The 25,480-nt window shown below is 65.8% G+C and carries 24 protein-coding genes; 16 read left to right on the top strand and 8 right to left on the bottom strand.

Translation table 11 applies throughout. The annotated features are described in order from the left end of the window. Positions 1-267: 267 nt before the first annotated feature. Positions 268-441, top strand: coding sequence for a hypothetical protein (locus HDG34_RS36780; protein WP_260321456.1), 174 nt, complete (start codon positions 268-270; stop codon positions 439-441). Between the two features lie 18 nt (positions 442-459). Here HDG34_RS36780 and HDG34_RS36775 read toward each other — a convergent pair whose 3' ends face one another. After that, positions 460-1,896 (bottom strand): FAD-binding oxidoreductase, encoded by a 1,437-nt coding sequence (locus tag HDG34_RS36775; protein WP_184068404.1) that lies wholly within the window; start codon positions 1,894-1,896, stop codon positions 460-462. Positions 1,897-1,907: 11 nt separating this feature from the next. Further along, positions 1,908-2,882 carry an isopenicillin N synthase family oxygenase gene (locus HDG34_RS36770; RefSeq protein WP_184068401.1) on the bottom strand — a complete coding sequence of 325 codons (975 nt, stop codon included), beginning with the start codon at positions 2,880-2,882 and terminating at the stop codon, positions 1,908-1,910. A 238-nt stretch (positions 2,883-3,120) separates the two neighbouring features. Here HDG34_RS36770 and HDG34_RS36765 point away from each other — a divergent pair, with 238 nt between their 5' ends. The 5 genes from HDG34_RS36765 to hutC (HDG34_RS36745) all read left to right on the top strand — a co-directional run bounded on the left by HDG34_RS36765 (position 3,121) and on the right by hutC (HDG34_RS36745) (position 7,088). Beyond that, a complete protein-coding gene (locus HDG34_RS36765) occupies positions 3,121-3,948 on the top strand; it encodes a transporter substrate-binding domain-containing protein (protein WP_184068397.1) in 828 nt (275 codons plus the stop codon). Positions 3,949-4,036: 88 nt separating this feature from the next. Then, positions 4,037-4,687 carry an amino acid ABC transporter permease gene (locus tag HDG34_RS36760; RefSeq protein ID WP_018420800.1) on the top strand — a complete coding sequence of 217 codons (651 nt, stop codon included), beginning with the start codon at positions 4,037-4,039 and terminating at the stop codon, positions 4,685-4,687. Positions 4,688-4,715: 28 nt separating this feature from the next. Further along, positions 4,716-5,378 (top strand): amino acid ABC transporter permease, encoded by a 663-nt coding sequence (locus HDG34_RS36755; RefSeq protein WP_184068394.1) that lies wholly within the window; start codon positions 4,716-4,718, stop codon positions 5,376-5,378. A 13-nt stretch (positions 5,379-5,391) separates the two neighbouring features. Beyond that, positions 5,392-6,279 (top strand): amino acid ABC transporter ATP-binding protein, encoded by an 888-nt coding sequence (locus HDG34_RS36750; protein ID WP_311734924.1) that lies wholly within the window; start codon positions 5,392-5,394, stop codon positions 6,277-6,279. Continuing rightward, positions 6,276-7,088 (top strand): histidine utilization repressor, encoded by an 813-nt coding sequence (gene hutC / locus HDG34_RS36745; RefSeq protein WP_184038599.1) that lies wholly within the window; start codon positions 6,276-6,278, stop codon positions 7,086-7,088. Before HDG34_RS36750 ends, hutC (HDG34_RS36745) begins: the two co-directional genes overlap by 4 nt. A gap of 15 nt (positions 7,089-7,103) precedes the next feature. On the opposite strand, the gene hutC (HDG34_RS36740) is transcribed toward hutC (HDG34_RS36745), so the two are convergent. From hutC (HDG34_RS36740) to HDG34_RS36725, 4 genes are all read right to left on the bottom strand, one after another. Beyond that, on the bottom strand, positions 7,104-7,889 hold the full coding sequence (hutC, locus tag HDG34_RS36740) for a histidine utilization repressor (RefSeq protein ID WP_184068391.1): 786 nt from the start codon (positions 7,887-7,889) through the stop codon (positions 7,104-7,106). Between the two features lie 112 nt (positions 7,890-8,001). Next, positions 8,002-8,682: an isoprenylcysteine carboxylmethyltransferase family protein gene (locus tag HDG34_RS36735; protein ID WP_090810077.1), complete on the bottom strand. Its 681-nt coding sequence runs from the start codon at positions 8,680-8,682 to the stop codon at positions 8,002-8,004. A gap of 23 nt (positions 8,683-8,705) precedes the next feature. Then, positions 8,706-9,542, bottom strand: a complete 837-nt coding sequence (locus tag HDG34_RS36730) for an arylamine N-acetyltransferase (RefSeq protein WP_184068389.1) — start codon at positions 9,540-9,542, stop codon at positions 8,706-8,708. Between the two features lie 91 nt (positions 9,543-9,633). After that, positions 9,634-10,311, bottom strand: a complete 678-nt coding sequence (locus tag HDG34_RS36725; RefSeq protein ID WP_184068386.1) for a hypothetical protein — start codon at positions 10,309-10,311, stop codon at positions 9,634-9,636. A gap of 330 nt (positions 10,312-10,641) precedes the next feature. Between HDG34_RS36725 and HDG34_RS36720 the strand changes: the two genes are divergently transcribed. The 6 genes from HDG34_RS36720 (at position 10,642) to HDG34_RS36695 (ending at position 18,606) form a co-directional block, all read left to right on the top strand. Continuing rightward, positions 10,642-12,165, top strand: coding sequence for a carbohydrate porin (locus HDG34_RS36720; RefSeq protein WP_184068383.1), 1,524 nt, complete (start codon positions 10,642-10,644; stop codon positions 12,163-12,165). Between the two features lie 181 nt (positions 12,166-12,346). Next, positions 12,347-13,441, top strand: a complete 1,095-nt coding sequence (locus tag HDG34_RS36715) for a hypothetical protein (RefSeq protein WP_221307775.1) — start codon at positions 12,347-12,349, stop codon at positions 13,439-13,441. 37 nt (positions 13,442-13,478) lie between these two features. Continuing rightward, positions 13,479-14,792, top strand: a complete 1,314-nt coding sequence (gene efeB / locus HDG34_RS36710) for an iron uptake transporter deferrochelatase/peroxidase subunit (RefSeq protein WP_184068380.1) — start codon at positions 13,479-13,481, stop codon at positions 14,790-14,792. A gap of 71 nt (positions 14,793-14,863) precedes the next feature. Beyond that, positions 14,864-15,895: an iron ABC transporter substrate-binding protein gene (locus HDG34_RS36705; protein ID WP_184068377.1), complete on the top strand. Its 1,032-nt coding sequence runs from the start codon at positions 14,864-14,866 to the stop codon at positions 15,893-15,895. Beyond that, positions 15,896-17,500 (top strand): iron ABC transporter permease, encoded by a 1,605-nt coding sequence (locus HDG34_RS36700; protein WP_184068374.1) that lies wholly within the window; start codon positions 15,896-15,898, stop codon positions 17,498-17,500. A 50-nt stretch (positions 17,501-17,550) separates the two neighbouring features. Then, on the top strand, positions 17,551-18,606 hold the full coding sequence (locus HDG34_RS36695) for an ABC transporter ATP-binding protein (protein ID WP_184068371.1): 1,056 nt from the start codon (positions 17,551-17,553) through the stop codon (positions 18,604-18,606). Between the two features lie 23 nt (positions 18,607-18,629). On the opposite strand, the gene HDG34_RS36690 is transcribed toward HDG34_RS36695, so the two are convergent. Further along, on the bottom strand, positions 18,630-19,487 hold the full coding sequence (locus HDG34_RS36690) for a LysR family transcriptional regulator (protein ID WP_090806141.1): 858 nt from the start codon (positions 19,485-19,487) through the stop codon (positions 18,630-18,632). A 102-nt stretch (positions 19,488-19,589) separates the two neighbouring features. Here HDG34_RS36690 and HDG34_RS36685 point away from each other — a divergent pair, with 102 nt between their 5' ends. Continuing rightward, positions 19,590-20,522, top strand: coding sequence for a DMT family transporter (locus HDG34_RS36685; RefSeq protein WP_184068367.1), 933 nt, complete (start codon positions 19,590-19,592; stop codon positions 20,520-20,522). A gap of 21 nt (positions 20,523-20,543) precedes the next feature. Here HDG34_RS36685 and HDG34_RS36680 read toward each other — a convergent pair whose 3' ends face one another. Continuing rightward, a complete protein-coding gene (locus HDG34_RS36680; protein ID WP_184068424.1) occupies positions 20,544-21,842 on the bottom strand; it encodes an MFS transporter in 1,299 nt (432 codons plus the stop codon). Between the two features lie 205 nt (positions 21,843-22,047). On the opposite strand from HDG34_RS36680, the gene HDG34_RS36675 reads away from it, so the two are divergent. Genes HDG34_RS36675 through HDG34_RS36665 form a run of 3 tightly spaced genes read left to right on the top strand, consistent with a single transcriptional unit; the run spans position 22,048 to position 25,477 of the window. After that, positions 22,048-22,818 carry a GntR family transcriptional regulator gene (locus HDG34_RS36675; RefSeq protein WP_184068364.1) on the top strand — a complete coding sequence of 257 codons (771 nt, stop codon included), beginning with the start codon at positions 22,048-22,050 and terminating at the stop codon, positions 22,816-22,818. Between the two features lie 20 nt (positions 22,819-22,838). After that, positions 22,839-24,509 carry a malonate decarboxylase subunit alpha gene (gene mdcA / locus HDG34_RS36670; RefSeq protein ID WP_184068421.1) on the top strand — a complete coding sequence of 557 codons (1,671 nt, stop codon included), beginning with the start codon at positions 22,839-22,841 and terminating at the stop codon, positions 24,507-24,509. Between the two features lie 2 nt (positions 24,510-24,511). Continuing rightward, the gene (locus HDG34_RS36665) at positions 24,512-25,477 is read left to right on the top strand and encodes a triphosphoribosyl-dephospho-CoA synthase (protein ID WP_184068362.1); all 966 of its coding nucleotides are present in this window, start codon (positions 24,512-24,514) and stop codon (positions 25,475-25,477) included. Positions 25,478-25,480 lie beyond the last annotated feature (3 nt).

The raw sequence follows: 25,480 nt of genomic DNA, 5'->3' as shown, positions 1-25,480 counted from the left end.
CAGACCCAACTCAATGACATCGCCAAATTGCTCAACGGGCGGCCTCGCCAGACGCTCGGCTGGGACTCCCCCGAGGAAGCAATGGCTAAAGAGTTGGAGAAGGCTGGATTAGCTAAACGTTGCACTTGACTCTTGAGACTGCCCACGCTTACGGATGGATCGAGGTAACGACAATTGGCGACACTTGCCCGTAGACTTTGCAAGCTGTTTCTTTTTTTGGCTTTGTTTTTGTTATCGGTGCGGTATGTCCACACGTACCCATCACCCATGACGCTGGAGCAGCAGCAAATATTGATCGAAATCTCCGATAAGCTCGAAGTGGCCGATTATGAACTGCTTTACATCGGCGCAATGACGGCCATAGATCTGATTGTGGCGATCGTTCTTTATGTGCTGATCGTGAAAATATGGCGGACTTGCACGCGAGGCAGAAGTCGTTGATTTGCTTCTCATCGAAACTCAGAACAGCTTGCCCGGATTCAAAATGCCGTTCGGATCGAGCGCACGCTTGATCGCGACCATCGCGGCAAGCTCGGCCGGTGAGCGCGAAATCGGCAGGAACTCGCGCTTCAGCGAACCGATGCCATGTTCCGCCGACACCGACCCGCGCAACGGCCTCAGCATCTCGTAGACGAACGCATAGACCGCGTGATGTTCGACGCCCGGAATCGAATGACCATCCACGGTCAAATGCAGATTCGAATCGCCGATATGCCCGAAGAAATACGCTTCGTTGCCGGGCCAGCGCTGATCGAGCGCCGCGCGGCAACGGTCGACGAACGTGCCGATCTCGCCGATCGGCAGACTCACGTCGAAGTTGATCGGATCGAGCTTGAGCGGAAACTCCGCGGTGCACTCGCGGATCGCCCATAGCGCGCGCGCATCGGCGACCGATTGCGCGATCACCGCGTCGCGCAGCGCGCCCGCTTGCAGCGCATCGGTCAGCGCCTGGGCGAAACGTTCGCCAGCGTCGTCGGCATCGAAGCCCGCGTGTTCGATCAGCGCATAGAGCGGATGCGCGGCGTCGAACGGCGAGCGCGCGCCGGTCAGCTTCACGCCGAAATCGTAGAAGTCCGGCCACATGATCTCGAACGCGCCGATGTCGTTGCCGAAGCGCGTCGCGAGACGGCGCAACAGGCTCACCGCGGCATCGTAATCGTCGAGCGCGACGAGCGCCGTATGGCGCGCCGCACGTCGCGGATGCAGCCGCAGCACCGCGCGCGTGATCACGCCGAGCGTGCCCTCCGAACCGATGAACCAGTGCTTCAGGTCATAGCCGGTGTTGTTCTTGACCATCTTGCCGAGCGAACTGAGCACGTCGCCATTGGCGAGTACCACTTCGAGCCCGAGCACCTGGTCGCGCGCGGTGCCGGACTGGATCACGCGATTGCCGCCCGCGTTGGTCGCGAGATTGCCGCCGATCTGGCATGAGCCGCGCGCGCCGAGGTCGAGCGCGAGTTCGAAGCCCGCTGCTTCGGCGGCTTCCTGCGCGGCCTGTAACGTGGTGCCGGCACGTACGGTCAGTGTGGCCGACGCCGCGTCGAGCTCTTCGACGCCGCTCAGGCGTTCCAGCGACAACGCGATATCGTTGGCGCGCGCGATCGCGCCGCCCGCGAGTCCGGTCATACCGCCTTGCGGTACCACCGGCTGATGCGCGGCGTGGCAGATCGCGAGCGCACGCGATACTTCGTCGGTCGTGCGCGGCATCAGCAGCGCCGCCGGACGCGTCGGCTCGTGGCGCGTCCAGTCCGTCAGCGCGCGTTCGCCGATCTGTTCGCCGACGCGCACCGCGTCGACGCCGAGCGCGGCGCGCAAGGCCTCGAGCGTCGTCGCGAGCGGTGCGGTTGCGGTTGCGGTCTGGGTCGTCTTGTCGTCGGTGATGCTCGGTTCTGTCATGCAGGAGGTCCTTACTGTGCGGTAGCGGCGAGTTTCTTGCGATAGCCCATCGAATCGTTGATGCGGCCGAGGATATAGTCGCCCGCGGCGACCGGCTGATATTTGCTTTGCGCGTCGCTCGCGCCGAGCTCGCGCGGATCAACGAGCGCGCCGTAGGTCGGATCGTAGAACGTCGCGATCGAATAGCGCTCGCGCCCCGATGCATTGATCACGCGATGCAGCGTCGAGCGGAAGCGGTCGTTGGTCCAGCGCGCGAGCAGATCGCCGACGTTCACGACGAAGCTGCCTTCGACGGGCGGCGCCTCGACCCACGTATCGTTGGCGATTTCGCGCACCTGCAGGCCGCCGACCTGATCCTGCCACAGCAATGTGATGCAGCCGTAGTCGGTGTGCGGCGCGACGCCGAACTGATCTTCGCCCGACTGCGGCGGCTGCGGCGGGTAGTAGACCATTTGCGTGCGCTGCATGCGCTTCGTGTAGCGCGGCGCGAAGAAATTTTCTTCGATGCCGAGACTCACCGCGACCGCGCGCAGCAGATCGGCCCCGCACGCGCCGACCGCCTCGTAATAGTCATACAGCACCGGCCGCAACCCGGGCATGAAGTCCGGCCAATTGTTCGGCCCGCGTAGTGCCTGGCCCGCCAGCACGTCGGGATCGTCTTCCGGCAGTTCGAGGCCGATGCTGAAGAACTCCTTGTAATCGGGCCGCTTCGCCTGATACATCGTCGCGTCGCCAAGCGCATTGAAGCCGCGATGCCGATGATTGACCGCCGCGCGTCGTTTCGTGTCGACCGGAAACGCGAAGAAAGTGCGCGCGGCCTGCGCGGCGGCATCGATCTTCGCTTGCGGCACGCCGTGATTGACGATGTAGAAAAAACCGATCGTCGTACACGCTTCATGAATTTCCTTCGCGACGCGTCGGAGCGCTTGCTGATCGCCCGCGCGCACGCCGGCGACATCGATGATCGGAATGCGGGTCACGGCCATCGCGCGGCTCCTTCGAGGATCGGTATTGCAGTGGTATATACCGCCAAAAGCAGCGCCGCAAGTTGCTTCGCACGCCTCGAGATCAGGGCTTTTCTCTACTCAAGCGAGCATTTATTTTTCGCCGGAAACGCGGTATATACTGCCCAGCGAGGCCCGCATCGCGCCGCCGGCGCGGCGGGTCCTAACGAAGACTTCGACACGCCGGCAACCCAACACCAATTCGCCCCCGGAGAACCCCATGCGTATCCTTGCAGCCTGGAAATGTCGTCTGGTCATGCTGGCGCTGTGCGCGGCAAGCGTCGCCGCGCACGCCGAAGACCAGCTCGCCAAAGTGAAGAAAGCCGGCGAACTGGTGGTCGGCACCGAAATGCAGTTCGCGCCATTCGACTTTCTCGAGAACGGTCAGCAAGCCGGCTTCAACAAGGATCTATTCGCGGAGATCGGCAAGGAAATCGGCGTGAAGGTGCGCTTCATCGATCTGCCGTGGCCGAGTGTGCTGCCCGGTCTCGAAGCGGGCAAATTCGATATGGTCGGTGGCCCGCTGACGGTCACGAAGGCGCGCATGGAACGCTACACGTACACGCTGCCCGTCGCCGATGCGACCGACGCGCTGCTCAAGCGCGCGAACGATGCGTCGATCAAGCAATCGTCGGATATCGCGGGCAAGACGGTCGGCGCGGGCAAAGGCACCGCGCAGCTGGACCAGTTGAAGAGCTACGCGGCCACGCTGCCGAAGCAGCCTGAAATCCGCGAGTACGTCGACAACAATCAGGCTTATGCGGACCTCGCGGCGGGCCGCATCGCCGCGGCAGCGAACTCGATGACCAACATCGCGTATGTCGCGAAGCAGCGCCCCGAGATGTTCGCGGTCGTGCAGCCGCCGTTCGGCGCGAAGGTGTACTTCGCGTATGCATTGCGTAAGGACGCCGACAGCAAACCGCTCGCCGACGCGTTCAACGCAGCGCTCGTGAAGATGCAGAAGGATGGCCGCCTCGCCGCGCTGCAGAAAAAGTGGTTCGGTGTCGCGATGGAGATGCCGTCCACGATGCCCACGCCGAACTACTGAGCGTCTTCAACGTGGGCGTCCCGCATCGTGCAATCGTTTCGCCGTAGCGCGGCGCGCGTCGCCCTTCCCCTTCCATCGGCCGCGACCCATGTTCAACACGACCGTCTTCGTTCAGGGCCTGCCGCTGCTGCTGCATGCGGCGCTCGCCACCGTCGGCATTTCGCTGACGGGGCTCGTGATCGGATTCTTCGTCGGCATCGGCGTGTGCACCGCGCGGCTGTCGCAGCATCGCGCCGCGCGCCTCGCGGGCGGCGCCTACGTGTTCTTCTTTCGCGGCGTGCCGATGCTCGTGCAGCTGCTGCTCGTGTACTACCTGTTGCCGTTCGCCGGCATCAACGTGTCGCCGATCGTCGCCGCGATCAGCACGGTGTCGTTGTGCTCGGCCTCTTACATCGCCGAGATTCTGCGCGGCGGTTTTCTGAGCATTCCGCCCGGACATCTCGAAGCCGCGCGCATGCTCGGGCTTTCCCCGCTCGATACGCTGCGGCGCATTCTGGTGCCGCAAGCATTCCGTTTGACGCTGCCGTCGCTCGTCAACGAAATGGTGCTGCTGATCAAGGCTTCTTCGCTGATCTCGGTGGTCGGCGTCGCCGAGTTGACGCGCACCGCGCAGAACATCGCCGCGAGCACTTACCGGCCGCTCGAAGCTTATGTCGCGGCCGGGCTGATCTACTTCGTGATCTGCGGTTCGCTCGCGCTCGTCGCGCATGCGGCCGAACACCGTTTGCAGCACGCCTGAATCGATTCACGTTTAAGCGAACCTCGCCATGCAAACGTTCGACCCGACCGTCATCACGCACAACCTGCAGCCGATCGCCGCCGGCCTCGCCACGACGCTCGCCAGCTGGGCAGCGGGCGTCGCAATCGGTCTCGCGATCGGCTTCCTGATCGCGGTGCTGCAACTGTTCTGCGGACGCTGGCTGCGCGCCATGTTGCGTGTCTACATCGAGTTGCTGCGCGGCACGCCGTTTCTCGTGCAGCTGTTTCTGCTGTACTACGCTGGCCCGTCCATCGGTCTCACGCTCGAACCGATGACGGCCGGCATCGTCGGCCTCGGTCTCTACGGCAGCGCGTATTTCGCCGAGGCGTTCCGCTCCGGCTTCCAGTCGGTGCCCAAAGGCCATCTCGAAGCGGCGGCGTGTCTCGGACTCACGCGCTGGCAGGCGATCCTGCGCATCCAGGCGCCGCAGATGCTGGTGCTGATCGTGCCCGCGCTGACCAATCTGATCATCGTGTTGAGCAAGGAAACGGCAGTGCTGTCGATCGTCACGGTGCCCGAACTGACGTTCGTGCTGACCGGCATCGGCTCGGCCACCTTCGCTTTCGTCGAAACCCTGCTGGTGCTGTGCGTGTGCTATCTCGCTCTAGTCGAGCTGACCTCGCGCGCGGGCATGTGGGTCGAAGTCCGCCTCGCACGCTTCATGGCATGATTCCGGAACACCTATGAACGCCATCGCCGACATGTCCTCCCCCGCGCAATCTTCCGCGCCGTCCGCCAGCGCAACGGCGAACGCATCGAATGCCGCGCCGCTGATCGAGGTGCGCGATCTGCGCAAACGCTTCGGCGATGTCGAGGTGCTGCGCGGTGTCGATCTCGAGATCGCGCGCTCGGAAGTGGTCTGCATCATCGGGCCGTCGGGCTCGGGCAAGAGCACGCTGCTGCGCTGCCTCGCCGCGCTCGAAACCTACGATCACGGCGACGTGCGCATCGAAGGCGAACTGCTCGGCTATGCCGAGCGCAACGGCAAACGCGTGCGCGCCTCGCAGGGCGAGATCAACCGCGTGCGCCGCAACGTCGGCATGGTGTTCCAGCAGTTCAACCTGTGGCCGCACATGACCGCGCTCGGCAACGTGATGGAAGCGCTGCTGCGCGTGCGGCGCCTGTCGCACGGCGAAGCGCGCCGCCGCGCGAGCGCGATGCTGGAGACGGTCGGCCTCTCGCACAAGGGCGACGCGTATCCGGCGAAACTGTCGGGCGGTCAACAGCAACGCGTCGCGATTGCGCGCGCACTCGCGATGGAGCCGCACATCATGCTGTTCGACGAGCCGACCTCGGCGCTCGATCCGGAGCTGGTCGGCGAGGTGCTGCAGGTGATGAAGCAGCTCGCGCGCGACGGCATGACGATGGCCGTGGTCACGCACGAAATGGGTTTTGCCGCGCAGGTCGCCGACAAGGTCGTGTTCATCGATCAAGGCCGCATCGCCGTGCAGGGCAAACCGCGCGACGTGTTTCACGATGCCGCGCAGCCGCGTCTGCGGCAGTTTCTGCAAAACTACTTCGACCGCAATGCGTTCTGGACGCGCGGCCCCGACGACAACCCGCCCCTATGAGCGCCACCGTTCGCAACAAGCCTCATGGCAAATCGTCCGCCAGCGCGGCCAGCGCCGCGGCCAAAATCGCGCGCGGCAGCGACGAAGCGCCGGCCGCGCGCTACGAGCAGGTCAAACAGCACATTCGCCAGATCATCGGCTCGGGCGAACGCCAGGCGGGCGACCGTCTGCCTTCGGAGCTCGACCTCGTCGCAACGCTCGGCGTATCGCGGATGACGGTCAACCGCGCGCTGCGCGAACTCGCCGACGCGGGGCTCGTCACGCGCCTATCGGGCGTCGGTACTTTCGTCGCGCCGAACAAGCCGCAGTCCACGCTATTGATGATCGCCCATATCGGCGACGAGATCCGCTCGCGCGGCCACGCTTATCGCTGCGATATGGTGCTGTTGCAGCGCGAGACCGCGTCGGTCACGGTGTCGAACGCCTTGGGGCTGGCGCCGGGCGCTTCGGTGTTTCATGTGATCTGCGTGCATCGCGAGAACGGTCTGCCGGTGCAGCTTGAAGATCGCTATGTGAATCCGGCGGTCGCGCCGGATTTTCTGCAGCACGATTTCTCGGCGCTGAAGCCGTCCGAGTATCTGCTGACGGTCGTGCCGATGCACGATCTCGAACACGTGGTCGACGCGGCGCTGCCGACGCCTGCCGAAGCAGAGCTGCTCGAAATTCACGCCGAAGAACCGTGCCTGACGCTGACGCGCCGCACATGGACGGGCGGCGTCGCCGTGACGTTCGCGCGTTTCGTGCATCCGGGTTCGCGCTATCGGCTCGGCTGCCGCTTTTCGCCGAATACCTCGCAGCGCCAGGGATAACGCGCGCTTCAGGCCCTAGACGGTCCCCGCCAGATGAAAACGCGACGCCGGATGCCATAGCCGCACCGACGTCGCGACGTTCTCGCCGACCCACGTGCGCCGCCACAGCAGCAGACACGGCTCGCCGATATCCATCATCAGATGACGCCGCACATGGGCGTCGGGCTTTTGCGCGTAGATGCGAAACTCGGCGCGCTGCACGGGCGCGAGCCGCACCATGTAGTGATTCGGCGTTTCGACCGAGAAGTCCTGCTGCAGATATTCAGGGAACACCTTCGGATTGACGAAGCGGTCCTCGTACTGGATCGGCTCGCCCTCCTCGCTGTGCACGATGCACGAGTGAAACGCGGGACCGCTCGCGAGACCGAGCGCTTCGAGCGCGTCGGCGTCGTCGCTCGGTTCGAGCGTCAGCACGCGCGCCGAATGACGATGACCGCGCGCGGCGATTTCATCGGCGATATTGCGGATCTCCAGCACCGTCGATTCATACCGCTGCGGCGCGACGAAGGTGCCCGAGCCTTGAACGCGCGTGAGCACGCGCTCGGCGGTCAGCTCGCGCAGCGCGCGCGACACCGTCATGCGCGCGACGCCGAACTCCTTGACCAGTTCCGTTTCGGAAGGGATCAGCCCGCCCGGCTTCCATGCGCCTTCGCTGATGCGCTGAAGCACGTAGCGTTTGATCTGCTCGTAGGCGGGCATCGCCTTGACCGGCGTGTCGCGATCGCGTTCGCGTTCGGCGGAATGCTGTTTCTGCCCGGCCTGTGCGGCGGGCGCTATACGCGCCTGTGTCGTTGTTTTCACTCCAAACCTCATCGGTGGTTCGCCGGTGGTACATGAGGTACACCGTGGCCGGTTCTCCGACGGCCGGGCCCAATCTTACCCGGTTCGACGGTGGGGAGACGGCTGGAACGCGCTACCAGATAAACGGCACGAAACGGTAACGCACACGAGCCATGTATTGGGTGTAGCCGTCGAGCTGCCCGGCGAGCAGCCGCTCCTCGCGCACCGCGCGCCAGCCCATCCCGTACCCCATCACGGGCAGCGCCACGAGCCCCCACCACGAGCCGAGCATCAGCGGCGTGCCGACGAAGAACACCAGCGCGGCCGCGTACATCGGATGACGGACGTACGCGTAGGGCCCGGTGTCGGCGACCTTGTGCCCGCGGCTCGACTGAATCTTGACCACCGGTGCGGCATAGCTGTTCGCGCGAAACACGAACCGGCACGTGAAGATGCACAGGAACACGCACAACGCGCCGAGGCCCATGAGCCACGACGGCAGCGGCGCGGACCAGCGAAACCGCATCGCGTCGAAACCCATCAGGATCAGCCAGCCGCACCACGCGGCCCCGATCGCGGCCATGAACACACGATCCCAGCGGCTCTGCTGCGCCTGCACGAACGGCGCGAGCCGCTCCGCGAGCAGCGCGGGATCATGACGCGCGAGCCACAAGCCGAGCCACAGGCTCAATACCGCCAGCTCGAACAGATACCACCATGCTGCCGGCCACGCGAGCGTGCCGGCCGCGCCGAACAGCAGCACGCCCATGAAAACCAGCCACGCCAGCGATTGCAGGATCAGACGTGCGACCATCGCGGCTCCCTTGAGCGGTCGGCTCATGCGGCCTCATCGCGCGTGCGCACGCGCTCGAACACGTCGGCGATATCGATGTCCTCCAGATTCAAGCCGAAACGCTCACGCAGACAGTCGGCGAGTTCGGCGGCGCTCGCGAGGCGCCGTTCGTTGACGATCTGCCCTCGTGCGTCGCGCTCGTTGAACTGATCGTTGAATAGCGCCAGTCGCAGTTCGGGCAACACGCGGCACGCCAGCAGGTTATGAACGAACTTCGAATCCGGTGACGTCGAGGTGTACCAGTTCGAGGTTTCGTAGTCGATCCACTCGACTGCGCGCAGATCGACGTGATAAACGCGGGTCCAGCTCTCGTCCGGCGCCAGCACCTCGAGATAGACGGTGTCGCGCCCCGCGTCGGCGAGACGGAACGTGCCGAGCGGAATCGGCTGCGCGAGGCCGGCGGTCAGCCGCAGCGGCGCGGTCAGCGTCACGGCGCCGAAGCCGACGTCGGCGATCCATGCGTCGCCGTCGATATCGACGCGCAGCACCATATGCGTGCGCGGCGCAATTGTGCCGGGCTCGCGGCCCCACACGACGCGCGCAAGCATCGGCGTGACCCGGAAGCCGAGTTGCATCAGCACGTTCGCGAACAGAATGTTCTGCTCGAAGCAGTAGCCACCGCGCTTTTCGGTCACGAGCTTGCGTTCGACGGCTTCGAGCTCGAGCCTGACGGGCCGGCGCATCAACGGGTTCAGGTTCTCGAACGGGATCGCGGCGGGATGGAGCCGGTGAATCGCTCGCAGCACGTCGAGCGTGGCGGCGCGCGGGCCCTGATAGCCGATCCGGGCGAAGTAGTTTTCCAGATTGATGGTGTGGGACATCGGCGGAATTCCGGTTGGACTGCGGGTTCGACGCGGTCATAGCGGCTTTCGGCGCTGACTCGACCGCGCGCGGGACGAAGCGAAAACGCGCCTACAACCCCTTCAACGCCGACGTCGCGATCGACGGCACCGTGATGCCGTGGCTCGATGCGAACTGCACGGCCGAGCTCAGCGTCGACATCAGCGACTGCAACTGCCCCGGCGCCGATTGCGCGATATACGAAGCGCTTTGCGCGGTCTGCGGGTTGAGGCCCGATTGCAGCAGCGACGACGGACTCATCTGACCGAGGCTGCCGAGCCCCGACTGCAAGCTCGAATACTGGCTCACCCCCTTGCCGAGCGACGACAGACCCTGCGTGAACGCTTCCTTGTTGACCGGCGTCGCAGACGCGCCGCCACTTGCATGATTCGCGAACGCATCGGTCAGCTTCTGCGACAGCGACTGCTGGGTGCTGCCGACCTGCGTCAACTGACTGACCGACGGCGTGCCGCCGCTGAGCAGCCCCGCCGCCTGCTGCGCCTGGCCGGCGGCGCTCGTCATGCCCATCGCCGACGCGAGGCTCGACTGTCCGCTCAGCACCTGCTGGTTCGCGCCCACGTAACTCTGCAGCAACTGCGACACGCCGCCCGACGACGCCCCGGCACCCGCCGCGCTATCGCCGCCCCCGCCGATGCCGAACTGCTTCAGATTCAACTGCGCGTGCGCTGTGCCGCCCAGCAACAGACCACCACTCACCAGCAACGAAACCAGAAGAATGCGCTTGCCCATCTCTACCTCCTTACTTTGACTTTCGGGGTGACTCGTGCGCTTCGACACCTCGCCGTTTCGCACGTTCGTGCCTGACTACATCAATACATTTTCATTACGCGCCAATGAATATCTGTTTACGTCCTCATAAAGTTTAGACGCAGTCCGTAAATCCGGGAATTACATGCCAGTAATATTGTTGCGAATCGTTCTCATTTGTGTTGACTGCCGCAATACGCCTGCGTACGATCACGCCATCAGCCGCTTTGGCAGCCTGGGACAACACGCGATGTCGCGCCAGGCAGTCGCAGATTGATCACATCGATCGAAACAACACTCATAAGGATTTCGATGAAGTTCGCCCAACTCAATGGATCGCGTGCCAATGCGCGTCCGGTTTGCGACGCTTGCGCAGGTCCCGGCGCAACTCATCGTACGCGTTTGCCTTCGATGCGGCGCGTCGCACTGTGCACGGCCTTCGCGTGTGCCTCGTTGAGCGGCCACGCGGCGCTGGCCGAAGCCAATCCCGATGCGAACCCGGAAGCGCCCGAGGCCGACCTGAACATTCAGGCGACGCAGACCGACCAGTGGACGGGCCTCTGGAACCGCCAGCAATTGCTCGGCGACATGGGCGGCCTGCGTCCGTGGCTCGGCAAGTACGGCATGACCTTCACGCTGACCGAAACCAGCGAAGTGCTGGCCAATCTGCGCGGCGGTCTCGCGCGCGGCGTCGACTACGACGGCCTGACCACCGCGACCTTGCAGATGGATACGCAAAAGGCGTTCGGCCTGCCGGGCGGCCTCTTCAACGTCAGCGCACTGCAAATTCACGGCGCGAACCTGAGCGCGAACAAGCTCGGCACGTTGAATACCGCGAGCGGCATCGAGGCCGACGACGCGACGCGTCTGTGGGAGCTCTGGTATCAGCAATCGTTCCTGAACAAACGCGTGGACGTGAAGATCGGTCAGCAGAGTCTCGACCAGGAATTCATCACGAGCACGTATGCGGCCCTGTTCCTCAACACGATGTTCGGCTGGCCCGCGCTGCCCTCGTACGACATGCCGTCGGGCGGTCCCGCCTATCCGCTCGCGGGTCTCGGCGTGCGCGTGCGCGGCCAGATCACCCCTTCGTTGACCGCGCTTGCCGGCGTGTATTCGGGCGACCCGCTCGGCAATGACCCGGACAACATGAGCGGCACGAACTTCAACCTGCATAACGGCGCGTTGTGGATCGGCGAGTTGCAGTACTCGATCAACCAGCCGGCCGAAGGCGAAATGGTCGGCATGGGCGGCGGCGGTCTGCCGGGCACCTACAAGCTCGGCGTCTGGTACAACACCAACAAGTTCGCCGATCAGCGCTACGACAACATGGGGCTGTCGCTCGCGAATCCGGCGTCGACCGGCATTCCCGCGAATCACAGCGGCAACTACAGCTTCTATGCGGTCGCCGATCAGATGGTGTGGCGCCCCGACTCCGACGAACCACGCAGTCTCGGCGTGTTCGCGCGCGTGATGGGCGCGCCGGGCGACCGCAACCTCGTGCAAGTCGCGGCCAACCTCGGCGTCGTGCTGAAGGCGCCGTTCAAGGGCCGTGACAACGACAGCGCCGGTCTCGCGCTGACCTACATCAAGGTCGGCAGTCACGTGAACGGACTCGACAAGGACTTCCTGGCATTCAACGGCAGCCCCTACGGCGTGCGCACCAGCGAAACCACGCTCGAGGCGACCTACCAGTACCAGGTCAATCCGTGGTGGCAGTTGCAGGCCGACGCGCAATACACGTTCAACGCCGGTGCGGGCCAGAACCCGAACGACCCGACGCAGCCGCTGCGCAACACCTTCGTCGTCGGTATGCGGACCAATATCAACTTCTGACGCCGCCCGCCGCGCGCTTTCATCCTCGCAAGCACATGCCACCCCACGCAACCGGACCAGCACTTCCCATGCTTTCTATCGTCACCGCCACTCCCGCTTTGTGCACCCGCACGGAGGCCCAATCGTGAATCAACTCACGCGCAAGCTTGCGGCGCGCGCCGCGCGAGCCCTGCTCGCCGCGATGGCCGGCGCCGCCGCTCTCACGATGGCCGCCAGCGCGCAGGCTGAGCCGCAAGGCTTCCTTGAAACGATCAAGCATCACACGACGCTGATCAACACCGTGCCGGATAACGGCGACCAGAATCCGTACGCGCTCGTGGTCGCGCCGGTCAGCGCGGGCACCGTGAAGAAAGGCGACGTGCTGGTCGGCAACTTCAACAACTCGACGAACCTGCAGGGCACCGGCAGCACGATCATCAACTATCACCCGGACACCAGACAGATGACGGTGTTCGCGACCGTGCCGCGCGATCTGAAGGAATGCCCGGGCGGCATCGGCCTGTCGACCGCGATGACGATGCTGAAGTCGGGCTGGGTGATCGTCGGCAGCACGCCGAGCAACGACGGCACGACCGGCACCAAGGGCGCTGGCTGCCTGATCGTGATCGACCCGCAAGGCAAGATCGCGTCGACGATCTCGACGCCGAACATCAACGATCCGTGGGGCAACATGGCGGTCGTCGACAACGGCACGAGCGCAACGCTGTTCGTCAGCAACGCGGGCTTCGGCGTCGGCGACGCGCAAGGCAATCCGCCCGTGTTCAAGCAGGCCACCGTGCTGCGCCTCGACCTCGACGTGCCGGCAGGCAAGCCGCCCGTCGTGAAGCAGGAAACCGTGATCGGCAGCGGCTTCGGCGCGCAGGCCGACAAGGGCGTGTTCCTCGTCGGGCCGACCGGCCTCGCGCTGTCGGCCGATCAGAAACTGCTGTACGTGTCCGACGCGATCGGCAACCGCATCACCGAGATCGACGATCCGCTCACGCGCGACAGCAGCGCGGGCGTCGGCCGCCAGTTGACCGCCGACGGCCTGCTGCATCGTCCGCTCGCGATGGTCACCGCGCCCAATGGCCACCTGCTGGTGACCAACGCGTTGAACGGCCAGGTCGTCGAGATCGATCCGGCGACCGGCAAGCAGCTGTACGCACGCTGGATCGATACCGACAAGGCGCAATCGCCCCCCGGCAACGGCGACCTGTTCGGTATCGCGATGACGCCGGAAGGCGACGGCTTCTACTACGTCGAAGACGACGTGAACACACTGGTGCTCGCGAAGTAGGCGGCACCCACGCAGGTTTCAAGAAGGTGAACTAACCATGACAAACGATCACCCCCCACGGCCGTCACGACGCGGCTTCCTGAAAGCGGGGGGCGCGGCGGTCGCCGCCGGCGCGAGTCTCGGCGCAGGCCTCGCGACCTCGCCGCCCGCGCTCGCGAAGGCGCCCGCGCATAGCGCACAGAACGCCGATCCGCAGTTCGCGGCCGAGCCGTTCTACGGTCCGCATCAAGGCGGCATCGTCACGCCGCAGCAGAGCCACACCTACGTCGCCGCGCTCGATCTGACCACCGACAAGCGCGACGACGTGATCGCCCTGCTGCGCACGTGGACCGAAGCAGCCGCGCGCCTGACGCAAGGCGGCACGGCCTTCGCGCTGGCCGCCGGCGACGACGGCGGCGACCAGGCCGCCCCCGATTCCGGCGACGTGCTGGGCCTCGGCCCGAACGGTCTGACCGTCACGTTCGGCTTCGGCCCCGGCCTCTTCACGAAGGACGGCAAGGACCGCTACGGGCTCGCGTCGCGCCGCCCCGCCGCGCTCGTCGATTTGCCGCGCTTCAACGGCGATCAACTGATCAAGGAGAAGACCGGCGGCGACCTGTTCATCCAGGCGTGCGCGAACGACGCGCAGGTTGCGTTTCACGCGGTACGCCAACTGACGCGCCGTGCCTACGGCGTCGCCGCGATGCGCTGGGGCCAGGCCGGTTTTCTGTCCGGTCCGCGCGCTCAGACGCCGCGCAACCTGATGGGCTTCAAGGACGGCACCAACAATCCGTCGACCGCGAAGCCTGAGCTGATGAACCAGTTCGTGTGGGCTCGCGCCACCGACGACGCGCCGTGGATGGAAGGCGGCACCTACACGGTCGTGCGCCGCATCCGCATCACGCTCGAACACTGGGACAACACCGAGCTCGGTTTCCAGGAACAGGTGTTCGGCCGCCACAAGTACAGCGGTGCGCCGATCGGCAGCAAGCATGAATTCGACGCGGTGGATCTGAAGGCCGAGGACAAGGACGGCAACCCGGTGATCCCCGAGAACTCGCACGTGCGTCTGTCGAATCCGGCGAGCAACAACGGCGCGCAGATTCTGCGCCGCTCGTATTCGTACAACGAAGGCACGAACTTCTATATCGAGCGCTGGCCGCCGTGGCGCCAGGAAACCGAGTACGACGCGGGGCTGATTTTCATCGCGCACCAGAGCGACCCGCGCACCGGCTTCATCCCGATCAACGACCGGCTCGCGAAGTTCGACATGATGAACCAGTTCACGACCCACGTCGGCAGCGCGATTTTCGTCGTGCCGCCGGGCGCGAAGCCGGGTTCGTATGTCGGCGCGGGGCTGTTCGAGACGTGATGCAGCAAATGAAGCACGCCGGGCGTGCAGCGCCTGGCTCACTCAACACAATCAAAACGGACTTCTGCAACATGGCTCATTCCTGGTTTGCCACCCGTCTGCGCGCGCTCGGCAGCATGGCCGCGCTGTCGCTCACCGCGCTCGCGACGATGCCGTCGGCGGCTCACTCGGCGTCGATCACGCTGTACAACGCGCAGCACGAGCAGGTCGTCAATCTGCTCGCGAAGGACTTCGAAAAGCAGTCGGGCATCTCGGTGAAAGTGCGCAACGGCGAAGGCCCGGCGCTCGCCGCGCAGATCGTCGCGGAAGGCGCGGCCTCGCCCGCCGACGTGTACTTCACGGAGAACTCGCCGGAGCTGATGCTGCTCGAGGAAAAGGGTCTGCTCGCGAAGGTCGACGAAGCAACGCTTCGCGCGGTGCCGGCACGTTTCAATTCGCCGAGCGGTGTATGGGTCGCCGTGACCGCGCGCGAGAGCGTGCTCGCATACAACACGACGAAGCTGCAGCCATCGCAACTGCCGCAATCGGTGTTCGACCTCGCGAAGCCTGAATGGAAAGGCAAGGTCGGCATCGCGCCGAGCGACGCCGACTTCCTGCCTCTCGTGAGCGCGGTGCTGGCCCTGAAGGGTGAAGAGCAGACGCTCGCGTGGCTGAAGGGTCTCAAAGCCAACTCGCAGATCTTCGACGATGACGAAGGCGTGGTCGCCGCGGTCAATCGCGGCGGGGTCGCGGCCGGTCTGATCAACAACTACTACTGGGCGCGTCTGCATGCGGAAATCGGCGATGCGAAAACCCGCAGCGCGATCTATCACTTCGGCCACGGCGACGCCGGCGCACTCGTCAACGTATCGGGCGCGGGCGTGCTGAAGTCCGCGCACAACGCGGACGGCGCGCAGAAGTTTCTCGCCTATCTGGTCAGCGAACGCGCACAGCAGCTGATGGCCAACAGCCACGTGATGTTCGAATATCCGCTGCACGCGGGTGTCGCGCCGGACCCGATCCTCAAGCCGTTCGCCGAACTGACTCCGCCCACGCTGACGATCCAGCAGCTCGGCGACGATAGCCAGGCCGGCAAGCTGCTACGTCAGGCAGGCCTGCTGTAAATGAGCGAAGCACTGTCAGCCGGTCCGCCGGCTGTCCCCCCAGCCCCGGCGCGCGGCCGGACGCGCGCGCCGCGCAGCCTTTTTGCGGCGGCAGCACTCAGCGCTTTGCTGGTGCTGCTGCCGATTGCGTTTACGTTCTGGCGCGCGGCGAGCTTCGGGATCGGCGACGCGCTCGATCTGATCTGGCGGCCGCTCGTCGGCGAGCTGCTCGTCAATACGGTGTTGATCACCGTCACGACTACCCTCGTTTGCGCGGTGATCGGCACGGCCGCCGCGTGGTTCGTCGAGCGCACGCATCTTCCCGGACGGCGCGCGTGGGCCGTGCTGTGCGCCGCGCCGCTCGCGATGCCGGCCTTCATTTCGAGCTATGCGTGGGTGTCCTTGAGCGAGGACTTGCAGGACTTCAACGGCGCGCTGCTGGTCTTGACCTGCGCGTATTTTCCGCTCGTCTATCTGCCGGTCGCCGCCGCGCTGCGCGGCATGGACCCGGCACTCGAAGAAAGCGCGCGCGCACTCGGCTGCAACCGCTGGACGAGTTTCGCGCGCGTCGTGCTGCCGCAACTGCGGCCGGCGCTGCTCGGCGGCATGCTGCTCGTCGCGCTCGGCGTGCTATCGGAATTCGGCGCGTTCACGCTGCTGCGCTTTCATACGTTCACCACGCAGATCTACGCGGAATATCGCACCAGCTTCGACGGCGGCGGTGCATCGCTGCTCGCGTGTCTGCTGATCGTGATCTGCCTCGTCGTGCTTGCGTTCGAGTTTCGCGTGCGCGGTGCAGCGCGCTACGAGCGCGTCGACCGCGGCACGCGCCGCGCGGTGTTGCGCTACGAGCTCGGCGGGTGGCGCTGGCTCGTCGTCGCGGGCTTTGCGCTGCTCACGCTTGCGACGCTCGGCGTACCGCTCGGCATGATCGGCTTCTGGCTCACGCAGCCGGGCGCGGCCGCCGTGACGCCGGCCGACGTATCGCCCGAACTGCTGTGGAACGCGACGTGTTCGTCGCTGGGTTTCGGCCTCGCGGCCGCCGCGCTGACCACGTTGCTCGTGGTGCCGCTCGCGTTTCTGCTGGTGCGTTATCCGACGCGTTTCGCGACGCTGTTCGAGCGCACCGTGTTTCTCGCGCAGGGCGTGCCGGGGCTCGTGATTGCGCTCGCGATCGTCTCGCTCGCCGTGCATGCGCTGCAGCCGCTCTATCAAAGCGCGACGCTGCTGATCGTCGCCTACGCGATCCTGTTCATGCCGGTCGCGCTCGTCAGCGTGCGCGCGGCATTCATGCAGGCGCAGCCGCGCCTCGAGGAAACCGCGCGCGCGCTCGGCCTTGACTGGACGCAGACGCTCGTGCGCGTCGTGCTGCCGCTCGCGGGCCCCGGGCTCGGCGCTGCCGCGGCGATGGTGTTCATCTCGGTCGTCACCGAACTGAACGCGACGCTGCTGCTGTCGCCGCTCGACACGCAAACGCTGGCGACCCAGGTGTGGGCCGACACGTCGACGATGGCGTTCGCCGCGGCCGCGCCGTATGCGGCGCTGCTGACCGGCATCTCGCTGTGCGCGTCGGGGCTGCTGTTCGCGCTGCTCGGCCGCTCGGCGCTGCTCGGCGAGCGCGGCTGACACACGCCGGCTTTTTCATCGCTGCTTTTGTTCGACTACTTCGGATTTTCATGAGCGAACTTCGTATCCGCGGACTGCAGAAATCGTTCGACGGTCACCCGGTGCTGCACGGCCTCGATCTCTCGGTCGAGCGCGGCACGCTGCTCGCGCTGCTTGGGCCCTCGGGCAGCGGCAAGACCACGCTGCTGCGGCTGTTGTGCGGCTTCGAGCGCGCGGACGGCGGCAGCGTCGAGATCGATGGCCGGCGCGTCGTCGGCGACAACCTGCACGTACGGTCGGAGCAACGCCGCATCGGCTACGTGCCGCAGGAAGGCGCGCTGTTTCCGCATCTGTCGGTCGCGGACAACATCGTGTTCGGTCTGCCACGCACGCAGCGCCGCGCGCGCCATCGCGTCGCTGAGTTGCTGGAGCTGGTCGGCCTGCCCGCGCATTTTGGCGAGCGCGCGCCGCAGCAACTGTCGGGCGGTCAACAGCAACGTGTCGCGCTCGCCCGTGCGCTCGCACCCGCGCCGACGCTGATCATGCTCGACGAGCCGTTCTCCTCGCTCGACGCCGCGCTGCGCGTCGAAACGCGCCAGGCGGTCGCAAGTGCGCTGGCCGCGGCCGGCGCGACTGCCGTGCTGGTCACGCACGATCAGTCCGAGGCGTTGTCGCTCGGGCATGAGGTCGCGGTGCTGTGGAATGGGAGGCTAATCCAGACCGCGACGCCCGAAGTGCTATACCGCCGGCCGGTGACGCGCGAGCTTGCGTCGTTCATTGGCGAGGCGGTGTTGTTGCCGGGCATCGCGCAACAGGATCGCGCGAGTTGCGAGCTCGGCGAACTCCCACTGGTCGCGCCCGTCGGCCACGGTGCGGTCGACGTGATGGTGCGTCCCGAGCAGATCCGCCTGCTGCGCGCCGATGAAACCGCGCGCACAGGCGCCGCGCACGACGCGCTCGTCACTGACGTGATCTTCCAGGGGCAGGACGCAAGCGTCGCGCTGCAATTGCAGTCCGCGACGCGGGCGATGGTGCGCGCGCGCGTGCCCGGTTATCTGTGCCCGCGTCCGGGTGAGCGCGTGCGGCTCGCGGTCGAGGGTGAAGTGACCGCCTATTCGCGTGCCTGAACGGCTAAGGCTGGCACGCTCGGCTACCGCAGCGACAGATCCTGCACCATCTGCTGCGCCAGATAATCGCAGGTCGGCCGATCCGATTTCGCGCTGCGCGCGACCACGATTTCGAGCGGCGCGATTCTCGGCAGGCCTTGCGCGTCGCCGAGTATCGCGAGCCGCGGCGGCACGCTGCACCGCGTCAGCGCAATCACCGACAAACCGGCATCCACGGTCGCGACGAGCCCCATCAGGCTCGCGCTGCTGAACGCCGCGCGATAACGGATGCGCGCGCCATCCAGCGCAGCCAGCGTGTGCTGGCGCGCGACGCAGCCCGGCTCGTACAACCCCACCGGCAACGGCGAGGCCTTCAGCACCGGGGTATCGACCGACGCCCCCACCCACACCATCGGTTCGCTGCGCACGAATTCGCCGCGCATCCTGCGGTCGCGCGTGACGAATGCGAGGTCGATCTTGTTGTCCGCGAGCATCGGCGCGAGTGCCGTGCTCTGCGCGCAGACGATCTCGATCTCGACGCGCGGATACAGCGTCGCGAAACGCCGCAACACCGGCGATAGCAGCGACGACACATAGTCGTCCGGCGCGCCGAGCACCACCCGCCCGGTCACCTCGGGCCGCACGATCGCCGACCACGCCTCCTCCTGCAACGCAAGCGCGCGCCGCGCGTATTCGAGCAGCGTACTGCCGGGCCGCGTCAGCGACAGGTTGCGCGTGTTGCGTGCGAACAGCGTCGTGCCGAGCATCGTTTCGAGCCGCTTGATCTGCATGCTGACCGCCGCCTGCGAGCGATGCACGCTCGCCGCCGCCTTCGTGAAGCTGCCCGCCTCCACGACCGCGACAAAGCTGCGCAACAGATCGACGTCGAATTCAGGGTTCACGATTTATCAACCGGGCTTATGGAATTGCTCAATTTAATTCGTTTGTGAACAGGCCACAAGCGGCGCAATACTCGCAAGCATCATGTTTCGGAGTCGTTGCGCATGTCCCTCACCTCACGTCAACAAGGCGCGATCACGCTGGCGAGCGGCGGCCTGCTGATGGGCACGATCGGCGTTTTCGTCGAGGAGGCGCGGCTCGATGCGCTGACGCTCGTGTTCTTCCGCTGCCTGTTCGGCTTTCTCTCGCTCGCCGCCTATTGCGCATGGAAGGGCTTTTTCACGCGCGCGCAGTTCACGCGCCGCACGGTCGCGCTCGCGCTGATTTCCGGCGTGCTGATGGTCACGCAATGGGTCGGCTTTTTCGATGCGATTCATCGCACCAGCATCGCGGTCGCGACCGTCGTGTTTCACGTGCAGCCGTTCTGGGTCGTGCTGATCGGCGCGGCGCTCTTTAACGAGCGGCTCGGCGCGGACCGGCTCGGCTGGATCGCGACGGCGTTCGTCGGGCTCATGCTCGCGTCGGGCGTGATCGCGGCCGGAAACCTGCAAGGCCACAGCAGCTATCTGATCGGCTTGAGCGAAGCGCTGCTCGGCTCGCTGCTGTATGCGAGCGTCACGCTGATCGCGAAGAGCCTCGGCGAAATGCGCCCGCATTTGCTGACGCTCACGCAATGCGCGGTCGGCGTGATCTGCCTGCCGCTGATCGCGCCGCTCATCGCGCCTTTGACGCTCACGCATATCGGTCCGATGCAGTGGTTCTGGCTGATCGGCATGGGCGTGCTGCACACGGGATTGTCGTATGTGCTGATTTACGGCGCGCTGCCCAAGCTCAGCACGCCAGTGATCGCGGTGCTGTTGTTCGTTTATCCGCTGACCGCGATCGTCGTGGATGCGCTCGTGTATGGCCGTGCGCTGTCGCTCTCGCAACTGGCGGGCATGGCGCTGATCGTCGCCGCGAGTCTCGGCGTCAATCTCGGCTGGCCGTTGCTGACGCTGCTCCATCCGGGTGGGCGGGCACGCAGTCACGCGAAATAAAGCGCGCCGCCCGCCCGGTTCTTACTGCGGCAGCGTCTCGCCCTTCGTCTCCGGCGCGAACGGAATCACGAACAGGCCGAGCACGAACACGAGCGCGGTCAACGCGATCGGCACGCCGAGCGTCTGCATATGCAGCACCGCCGCGCCGAGCAGAAAGTTGACGCCGGCGCCGACGAAGCGTCCAAACGACGTGCAGAACGCAAACGCCGTCGCGCGTACGCGGGTTTCGAACTGCTCGGGCAGCCACAGGCTGAACAACGCGAAGTTGCCGCCGAAAAAGCCCAGCACGAACAGCCACGCGATGAACGGCGCGAGCCCGTTCGGCAGATAGAACGCCCAACCGAAGCTCGCCGCGATCGACACCGCCATCCCCGCGAAGTACACCGCGAGCGTCATCTTGCGGCCGATGCGCTCGGCCAGTGGCGGCAGCGCGAGACAACCGAGGATCGTGCCGATCGACAGCAAGCCGGTCGCGAGCGACGCGGTGCGAATCGAATCGCCCTTGGACATGCCGGCGCGCGCCGCCAGTTGGATCACCGCGGACGGCTCGTAGACGGCGCCCGCCCACAGCCCGATGATCGCGATCGTCAGCAGAATGCACGCGACCCATGTGCGACGCCGGTAAGCCGGCCCCAGGATCTCGCGCAACGGCTTCACGCGCACCGTCTTTGCGTCGGCTTTCTGCCACTTCTCCGGCTCTTTCACGCGCAGCAGAATCAGAATCGCGACGACGACCGGTACCGCGCCGGTCAGGAACATCGCGCGCCAGCCGAAATGCACGCCGACCGTGTAATTGAGCGCAGCCGCGAGAAAGAAGCCCGCGTAGTAGCCGGTCTGCAGATAACCGGCGCCCATTTTGCGACGATCCTCCGGCCACGCCTCGGCAACGTAGGTGCCCGCCAGCGCCCATTCCCCGCCGATCCCGACGCCCGCGATGAAGCGAAAAATACCGAGCTGCCACACATTGGTCGAGGTCGCGGCGAGCCCGGTGAAAATCGCGAACGTGAAGATGGTGGCGGCGAGCACCTTGGTGCGGCCGAAGCGATCGGCGAGCGGTCCCCAGATGAACGACAGTCCCCAACCGACCAGAAACAGCGCGAACAGGATCGATCCCGCGAGGCCGACATTCGACGGCGTCGCCGCGAAGCCCGAACGCGGCAACAGCTCGGTCAGCGCGGGCGTGAGCACCAGCGCGTAAATGAACGAGTCCATGCCGTCGAGCGTCCAGCCGGCCCACGCTCCCCAGAACCCTGCGATCTGCGAACGATTGAGCGGTGTGCGCTGACGCGCGACCGCTCGTCGGTCGGTTACTGTATTCATCATGCTCCTCCGGCCTACGATAGTTGAACGTAACGAAGAAAGGGACGGGCGCGCTTGGAGATGGCTCGACGACGTTGATTGATCGGCGATGTCCTCGTACAACTCATTCAGAGGACGGCGCGAGCACCTGCCTGGAATGTGGTTCAAGACTTCCGGGTTTGCCCGCGCCGAAATGCGCGTCTTTTCATATATAATATTTGATACCATGACCGACGCAACTGAAGGTTTTCCCCTGGACGCCGCCATGTCCGGTTCGTTTCTTCCGGCCGCCGCGCCGCGCGAAAGTACCTCGCACATGATTGCTGAGGCGCTGCGCGCGGCGATCGTCGACGGCACGCTCGCGCCTGGCGCCCCGCTGCGCCAGGACGCGATTGCCCGGCATTTCTCGGTCAGTGCGATTCCCGTGCGTGAGGCGCTGCGCCAGCTCGAAAGCGAGGGCTGGGCACGCGCGGCGGTCCATAAAGGCGCGAGCGTCGCGCCGCTGTCCGCCAACGAAGCGCGCGAGATCTACGAGATCCGCTCGGCGCTCGAAAGTCTTGCGCTCGGCCTTGCGATTCCGCATCACACCGCCGCGACGCTGCGCGAAGCCAGGGACTTGTGCCGCGCCGCCGAGCGCGAAGAGGATCCGTCGCTATACGTCACGCGCAATGCCGCGTTTCATATGTGTCTCTACGCGCCCGCCGGCCGGCCGCAGCTCGAGGACATGATCGGCTTGCTGCACCGGCGCGGCGAACGCTATCTGCGCCTGAAGTTCGGCTTGCCGTCATACAAGGGCGAGTCCGACAGTGAGCACGCCGCGCTGCTCGATGCCGTCGAGCGCCGCGATATCGCGACCGCGCAGTCGCTGGTGGTCGCGCATCTGCTCGGCACCGGCGAGCTTCTGCATCGTTTCCTGACCGAGCGCGCGCGCGAAGAAGCGCTTGCGCATCAACCGAAGCCGCGCGGCCGACGCCCGCGCGTCACCACCGGGAGCTGATCGAACCGATGACCGAGCCGATGAACCACCCCGCCGAAGCCGCCGCATCGCGGTCCACTGTCCGCTCGTGGACGACCCGGCGCGACGAAAAGAACCGCCGCCTCGCGGCCATCGCGCCGTGGCTCGAAGACGGCGTGCTGCCCACGCACCGCATCGTCGATGCGCTCGAAACGCTGATCCAGCCCGGCGAGCGCGTCGCGCTCGAAGGCGACAACCAGAAGCAGGCCGACTTCCTGTCGCGCTCGCTCGCCACGGTCGATCCTCACAAGCTGCACGACGTGCATCTGCTGATTTCGAGCATCAGTCGTCCTGAGCACTTGACGCTGTTCGAGCGCGGCATCGCGCACAAGGTCGATTTCTCGTTCGCGGGGCCGCAGAGTCTGCGCGTCGCGCAACTGCTCGAAGACGGCCAGCTCGAAATCGGCGCGATCTATACGTATGTCGAGCTGTATGCGCGCATGTTCGTCGACCTGACGCCGCACGTTGCACTGCTGTGCGCGGACAAGGCCGACCGTCACGGCAATCTGTACACCGGCCCGAATACCGAGGACACGCCGACGATCGCCGAGGCCGCCGCGTTCCGTCACGGCATCGTGATCGTGCAGGTCAACGAGATCGTCGACGAATTGCCGCGCGTCGACATTCCGGGCTCGTGGGTCGACGTGGTCGTGCAGGCGGACCGGCCGTTCGCGGTCGAGCCGCTGTTCACGCGCGATCCGCGCCATATCGGCGACTTGCAGGTGCTGACCGCGATGATGGTGATACGCGGCATCTACGAGCCGTATGGCGTCACGTCGCTGAATCACGGCATCGGCTTCGATACCGCGGCGATCGAACTGCTGCTGCCCACCTACGGTGAATCGCTCGGTCTCAAGGGCAGGATCTGCCGCAACTGGACACTCAATCCGCACCCGACGATGATCCCCGCGATCGAATCGGGCTGGATCGACAGCATCCATTGCTTCGGCAGCGAGGTCGGCATGGAGGCGTATATCGAGGCGCGCGCCGATGTGTTCTTCACCGGCAACGACGGCAGCCTGCGCTCGAACCGCGTGCTGTGTCAGTTGGCCGGGCAATACGGCGTCGACCTGTTCATCGGCTCGACGCTGCAGATCGATGCGGACGCGAATTCGTCGACGGTCACGCGCGGACGCCTCGCCGGTTTTGGCGGCGCGCCGAACATGGGCCACGATCCGCGCGGCCGACGTCATTCGAGCGAGGCGTGGCTGAAGCTGTTGAAGGGCGACGGCGCGGTGTCGCGTGGCCAGAAGCTCGTCGTGCAACTCGCGGAAACGTACAAGAAAGGCGGCGAGCCGACCTTCGTCGATGAACTCGACGCGGTCGCGGTCGGCGCGAAAAACGGCATGCCGATCGCGCCGGTGATGATCTACGGCGACGACGTGAGCCATGTGGTCACCGAGGAAGGCATCGCGCATCTGCACAAGGCCGAAGGCATCGACGAGCGGCGCGCGGCGGTCGCGGCGGTGGCCGGTGTCACCCCGATCGGTCTGCGCGCGAAGCCCGAGAAAACCGCGGAATTGCGCCGGCGCGGCATCGTCGCGTATCCGGAAGATCTCGGCATCCGGCGCGGCGACGCGAAGCGTTCGCTGCTCGCGGCGCGCAGCATCGACGATCTGGTCACGTGGTCGGGCGGACTTTACGCGCCGCCCGCGCGCTTCCGGAGCTGGTGACGATGGCGTCCGCTGCTGTTCTTCCTGAACGGTTGGACGCGCCGCATGCTTCGGTCCTACACGATGCATGTGGCAGGTCGCCGGTCGCGCCGTTTTCCGACGCCCAACTCGCGCGCGACGCGATCACCGCGCTGATCGACGAGGCGGAGCTCACGCCGAAGCCCGCGCTCGTCGACCGGCGCGGCAGCGGCGCGCATCGCGACCTCGATCTCGCGATCATGCGGCGCTCCGCGCACGCGCTCGAACCGACCTTCGCGGCGCTGGCGCGCACGGCGCGCCGCCGCGGCGAACCCTCGGCGCTGCTGCGCGCCGAGCTCGCGCAGATCGGCCGCGCGGGCGAACAGGAGATGATGCAGGCGACGGGAGGGAGCAATGCGCATCGCGGCGCGATCTGGATCATCGGCTTGCTGGTTGCGGGCGTGGCGCTCGAAACGGCTTCGAGTTCCTCCGTGCGTGCGCACAGACCTGGCGATCCCAACCGTGTCGATACCTCGCGCATCTGCACGCTGGCCGCGCAGATCGCCTGCTTCCCGGATCGCTTCGCCGCTTCGTCCGATAGCCACGGCGAACGCGCGCGTCGACGCTATCAGGTCGGCGGCGCGCGGCGCGAAGCGCAGGACGGCTTTCCGCACGCGCTCGATGTCGGTCTGCCGGCATTGCACGCCGCCCGCGCGCGCGGTCTCGACGAAAACGCCGCGCGCATCGATGCGTTGCTCGCGATCATGAGCACGCTCGACGATACCTGCCTGCTGCATCGCGCGGGACTCGCCGGCTTGCATGCGGGGCAGCGCGGCGCGCGGCGCGTGCTCGACGCGGGCGGCAATTCGACAGCCGCGGGCCGCGTCGCGCTCGACGCGCTCGAACGCGAACTGCTGTCGCTGAACGCATCGCCGGGCGGCGCGGCCGATCTGCTCGCCGCCACCCTCTTTCTCGACATGCTGGCGCATCGCACCGCCAGCCGGAGCTGAGCC

This window comes from Paraburkholderia sp. HC6.4b, from assembly GCF_014200875.1.
Classification (GTDB): domain Bacteria; phylum Pseudomonadota; class Gammaproteobacteria; order Burkholderiales; family Burkholderiaceae; genus Paraburkholderia; species Paraburkholderia tuberum.
Note: the sequence above shows the minus strand (reverse complement) of the source record. Positions and strands in the feature narration are given on the sequence as shown.

What these genes read in the sequence shown, in the direction of transcription:
- HDG34_RS36695 (WP_184068371.1), top strand. Translation starts at nt 17,551, where the DNA reads ATGAGCGAACTTCGTATCCGCGGACTGCAGAAATCGTTCGACGGTCAC.
- HDG34_RS36770 (WP_184068401.1), bottom strand. Translation starts at nt 2,882, where the DNA reads ATGGCCGTGACCCGCATTCCGATCATCGATGTCGCCGGCGTGCGCGCG.
- HDG34_RS36750 (WP_311734924.1), top strand. Translation starts at nt 5,392, where the DNA reads ATGAACGCCATCGCCGACATGTCCTCCCCCGCGCAATCTTCCGCGCCG.
- HDG34_RS36700 (WP_184068374.1), top strand. Translation starts at nt 15,896, where the DNA reads ATGAGCGAAGCACTGTCAGCCGGTCCGCCGGCTGTCCCCCCAGCCCCG.
- HDG34_RS36730 (WP_184068389.1), bottom strand. Translation starts at nt 9,542, where the DNA reads ATGTCCCACACCATCAATCTGGAAAACTACTTCGCCCGGATCGGCTAT.
- HDG34_RS36665 (WP_184068362.1), top strand. Translation starts at nt 24,512, where the DNA reads ATGGCGTCCGCTGCTGTTCTTCCTGAACGGTTGGACGCGCCGCATGCT.
- HDG34_RS36755 (WP_184068394.1), top strand. Translation starts at nt 4,716, where the DNA reads ATGCAAACGTTCGACCCGACCGTCATCACGCACAACCTGCAGCCGATC.
- HDG34_RS36760 (WP_018420800.1), top strand. Translation starts at nt 4,037, where the DNA reads ATGTTCAACACGACCGTCTTCGTTCAGGGCCTGCCGCTGCTGCTGCAT.
- HDG34_RS36775 (WP_184068404.1), bottom strand. Translation starts at nt 1,896, where the DNA reads ATGACAGAACCGAGCATCACCGACGACAAGACGACCCAGACCGCAACC.
- HDG34_RS36735 (WP_090810077.1), bottom strand. Translation starts at nt 8,682, where the DNA reads ATGGTCGCACGTCTGATCCTGCAATCGCTGGCGTGGCTGGTTTTCATG.
- HDG34_RS36675 (WP_184068364.1), top strand. Translation starts at nt 22,048, where the DNA reads ATGACCGACGCAACTGAAGGTTTTCCCCTGGACGCCGCCATGTCCGGT.
- HDG34_RS36680 (WP_184068424.1), bottom strand. Translation starts at nt 21,842, where the DNA reads ATGAATACAGTAACCGACCGACGAGCGGTCGCGCGTCAGCGCACACCG.
- HDG34_RS36685 (WP_184068367.1), top strand. Translation starts at nt 19,590, where the DNA reads ATGTCCCTCACCTCACGTCAACAAGGCGCGATCACGCTGGCGAGCGGC.
- HDG34_RS36715 (WP_221307775.1), top strand. Translation starts at nt 12,347, where the DNA reads ATGGCCGGCGCCGCCGCTCTCACGATGGCCGCCAGCGCGCAGGCTGAG.
- HDG34_RS36720 (WP_184068383.1), top strand. Translation starts at nt 10,642, where the DNA reads ATGAAGTTCGCCCAACTCAATGGATCGCGTGCCAATGCGCGTCCGGTT.
- hutC (WP_184038599.1), top strand. Translation starts at nt 6,276, where the DNA reads ATGAGCGCCACCGTTCGCAACAAGCCTCATGGCAAATCGTCCGCCAGC.
- HDG34_RS36725 (WP_184068386.1), bottom strand. Translation starts at nt 10,311, where the DNA reads ATGGGCAAGCGCATTCTTCTGGTTTCGTTGCTGGTGAGTGGTGGTCTG.
- HDG34_RS36780 (WP_260321456.1), top strand. Translation starts at nt 268, where the DNA reads ATGACGCTGGAGCAGCAGCAAATATTGATCGAAATCTCCGATAAGCTC.
- HDG34_RS36705 (WP_184068377.1), top strand. Translation starts at nt 14,864, where the DNA reads ATGGCTCATTCCTGGTTTGCCACCCGTCTGCGCGCGCTCGGCAGCATG.
- mdcA (WP_184068421.1), top strand. Translation starts at nt 22,839, where the DNA reads ATGAACCACCCCGCCGAAGCCGCCGCATCGCGGTCCACTGTCCGCTCG.
- HDG34_RS36765 (WP_184068397.1), top strand. Translation starts at nt 3,121, where the DNA reads ATGCGTATCCTTGCAGCCTGGAAATGTCGTCTGGTCATGCTGGCGCTG.
- efeB (WP_184068380.1), top strand. Translation starts at nt 13,479, where the DNA reads ATGACAAACGATCACCCCCCACGGCCGTCACGACGCGGCTTCCTGAAA.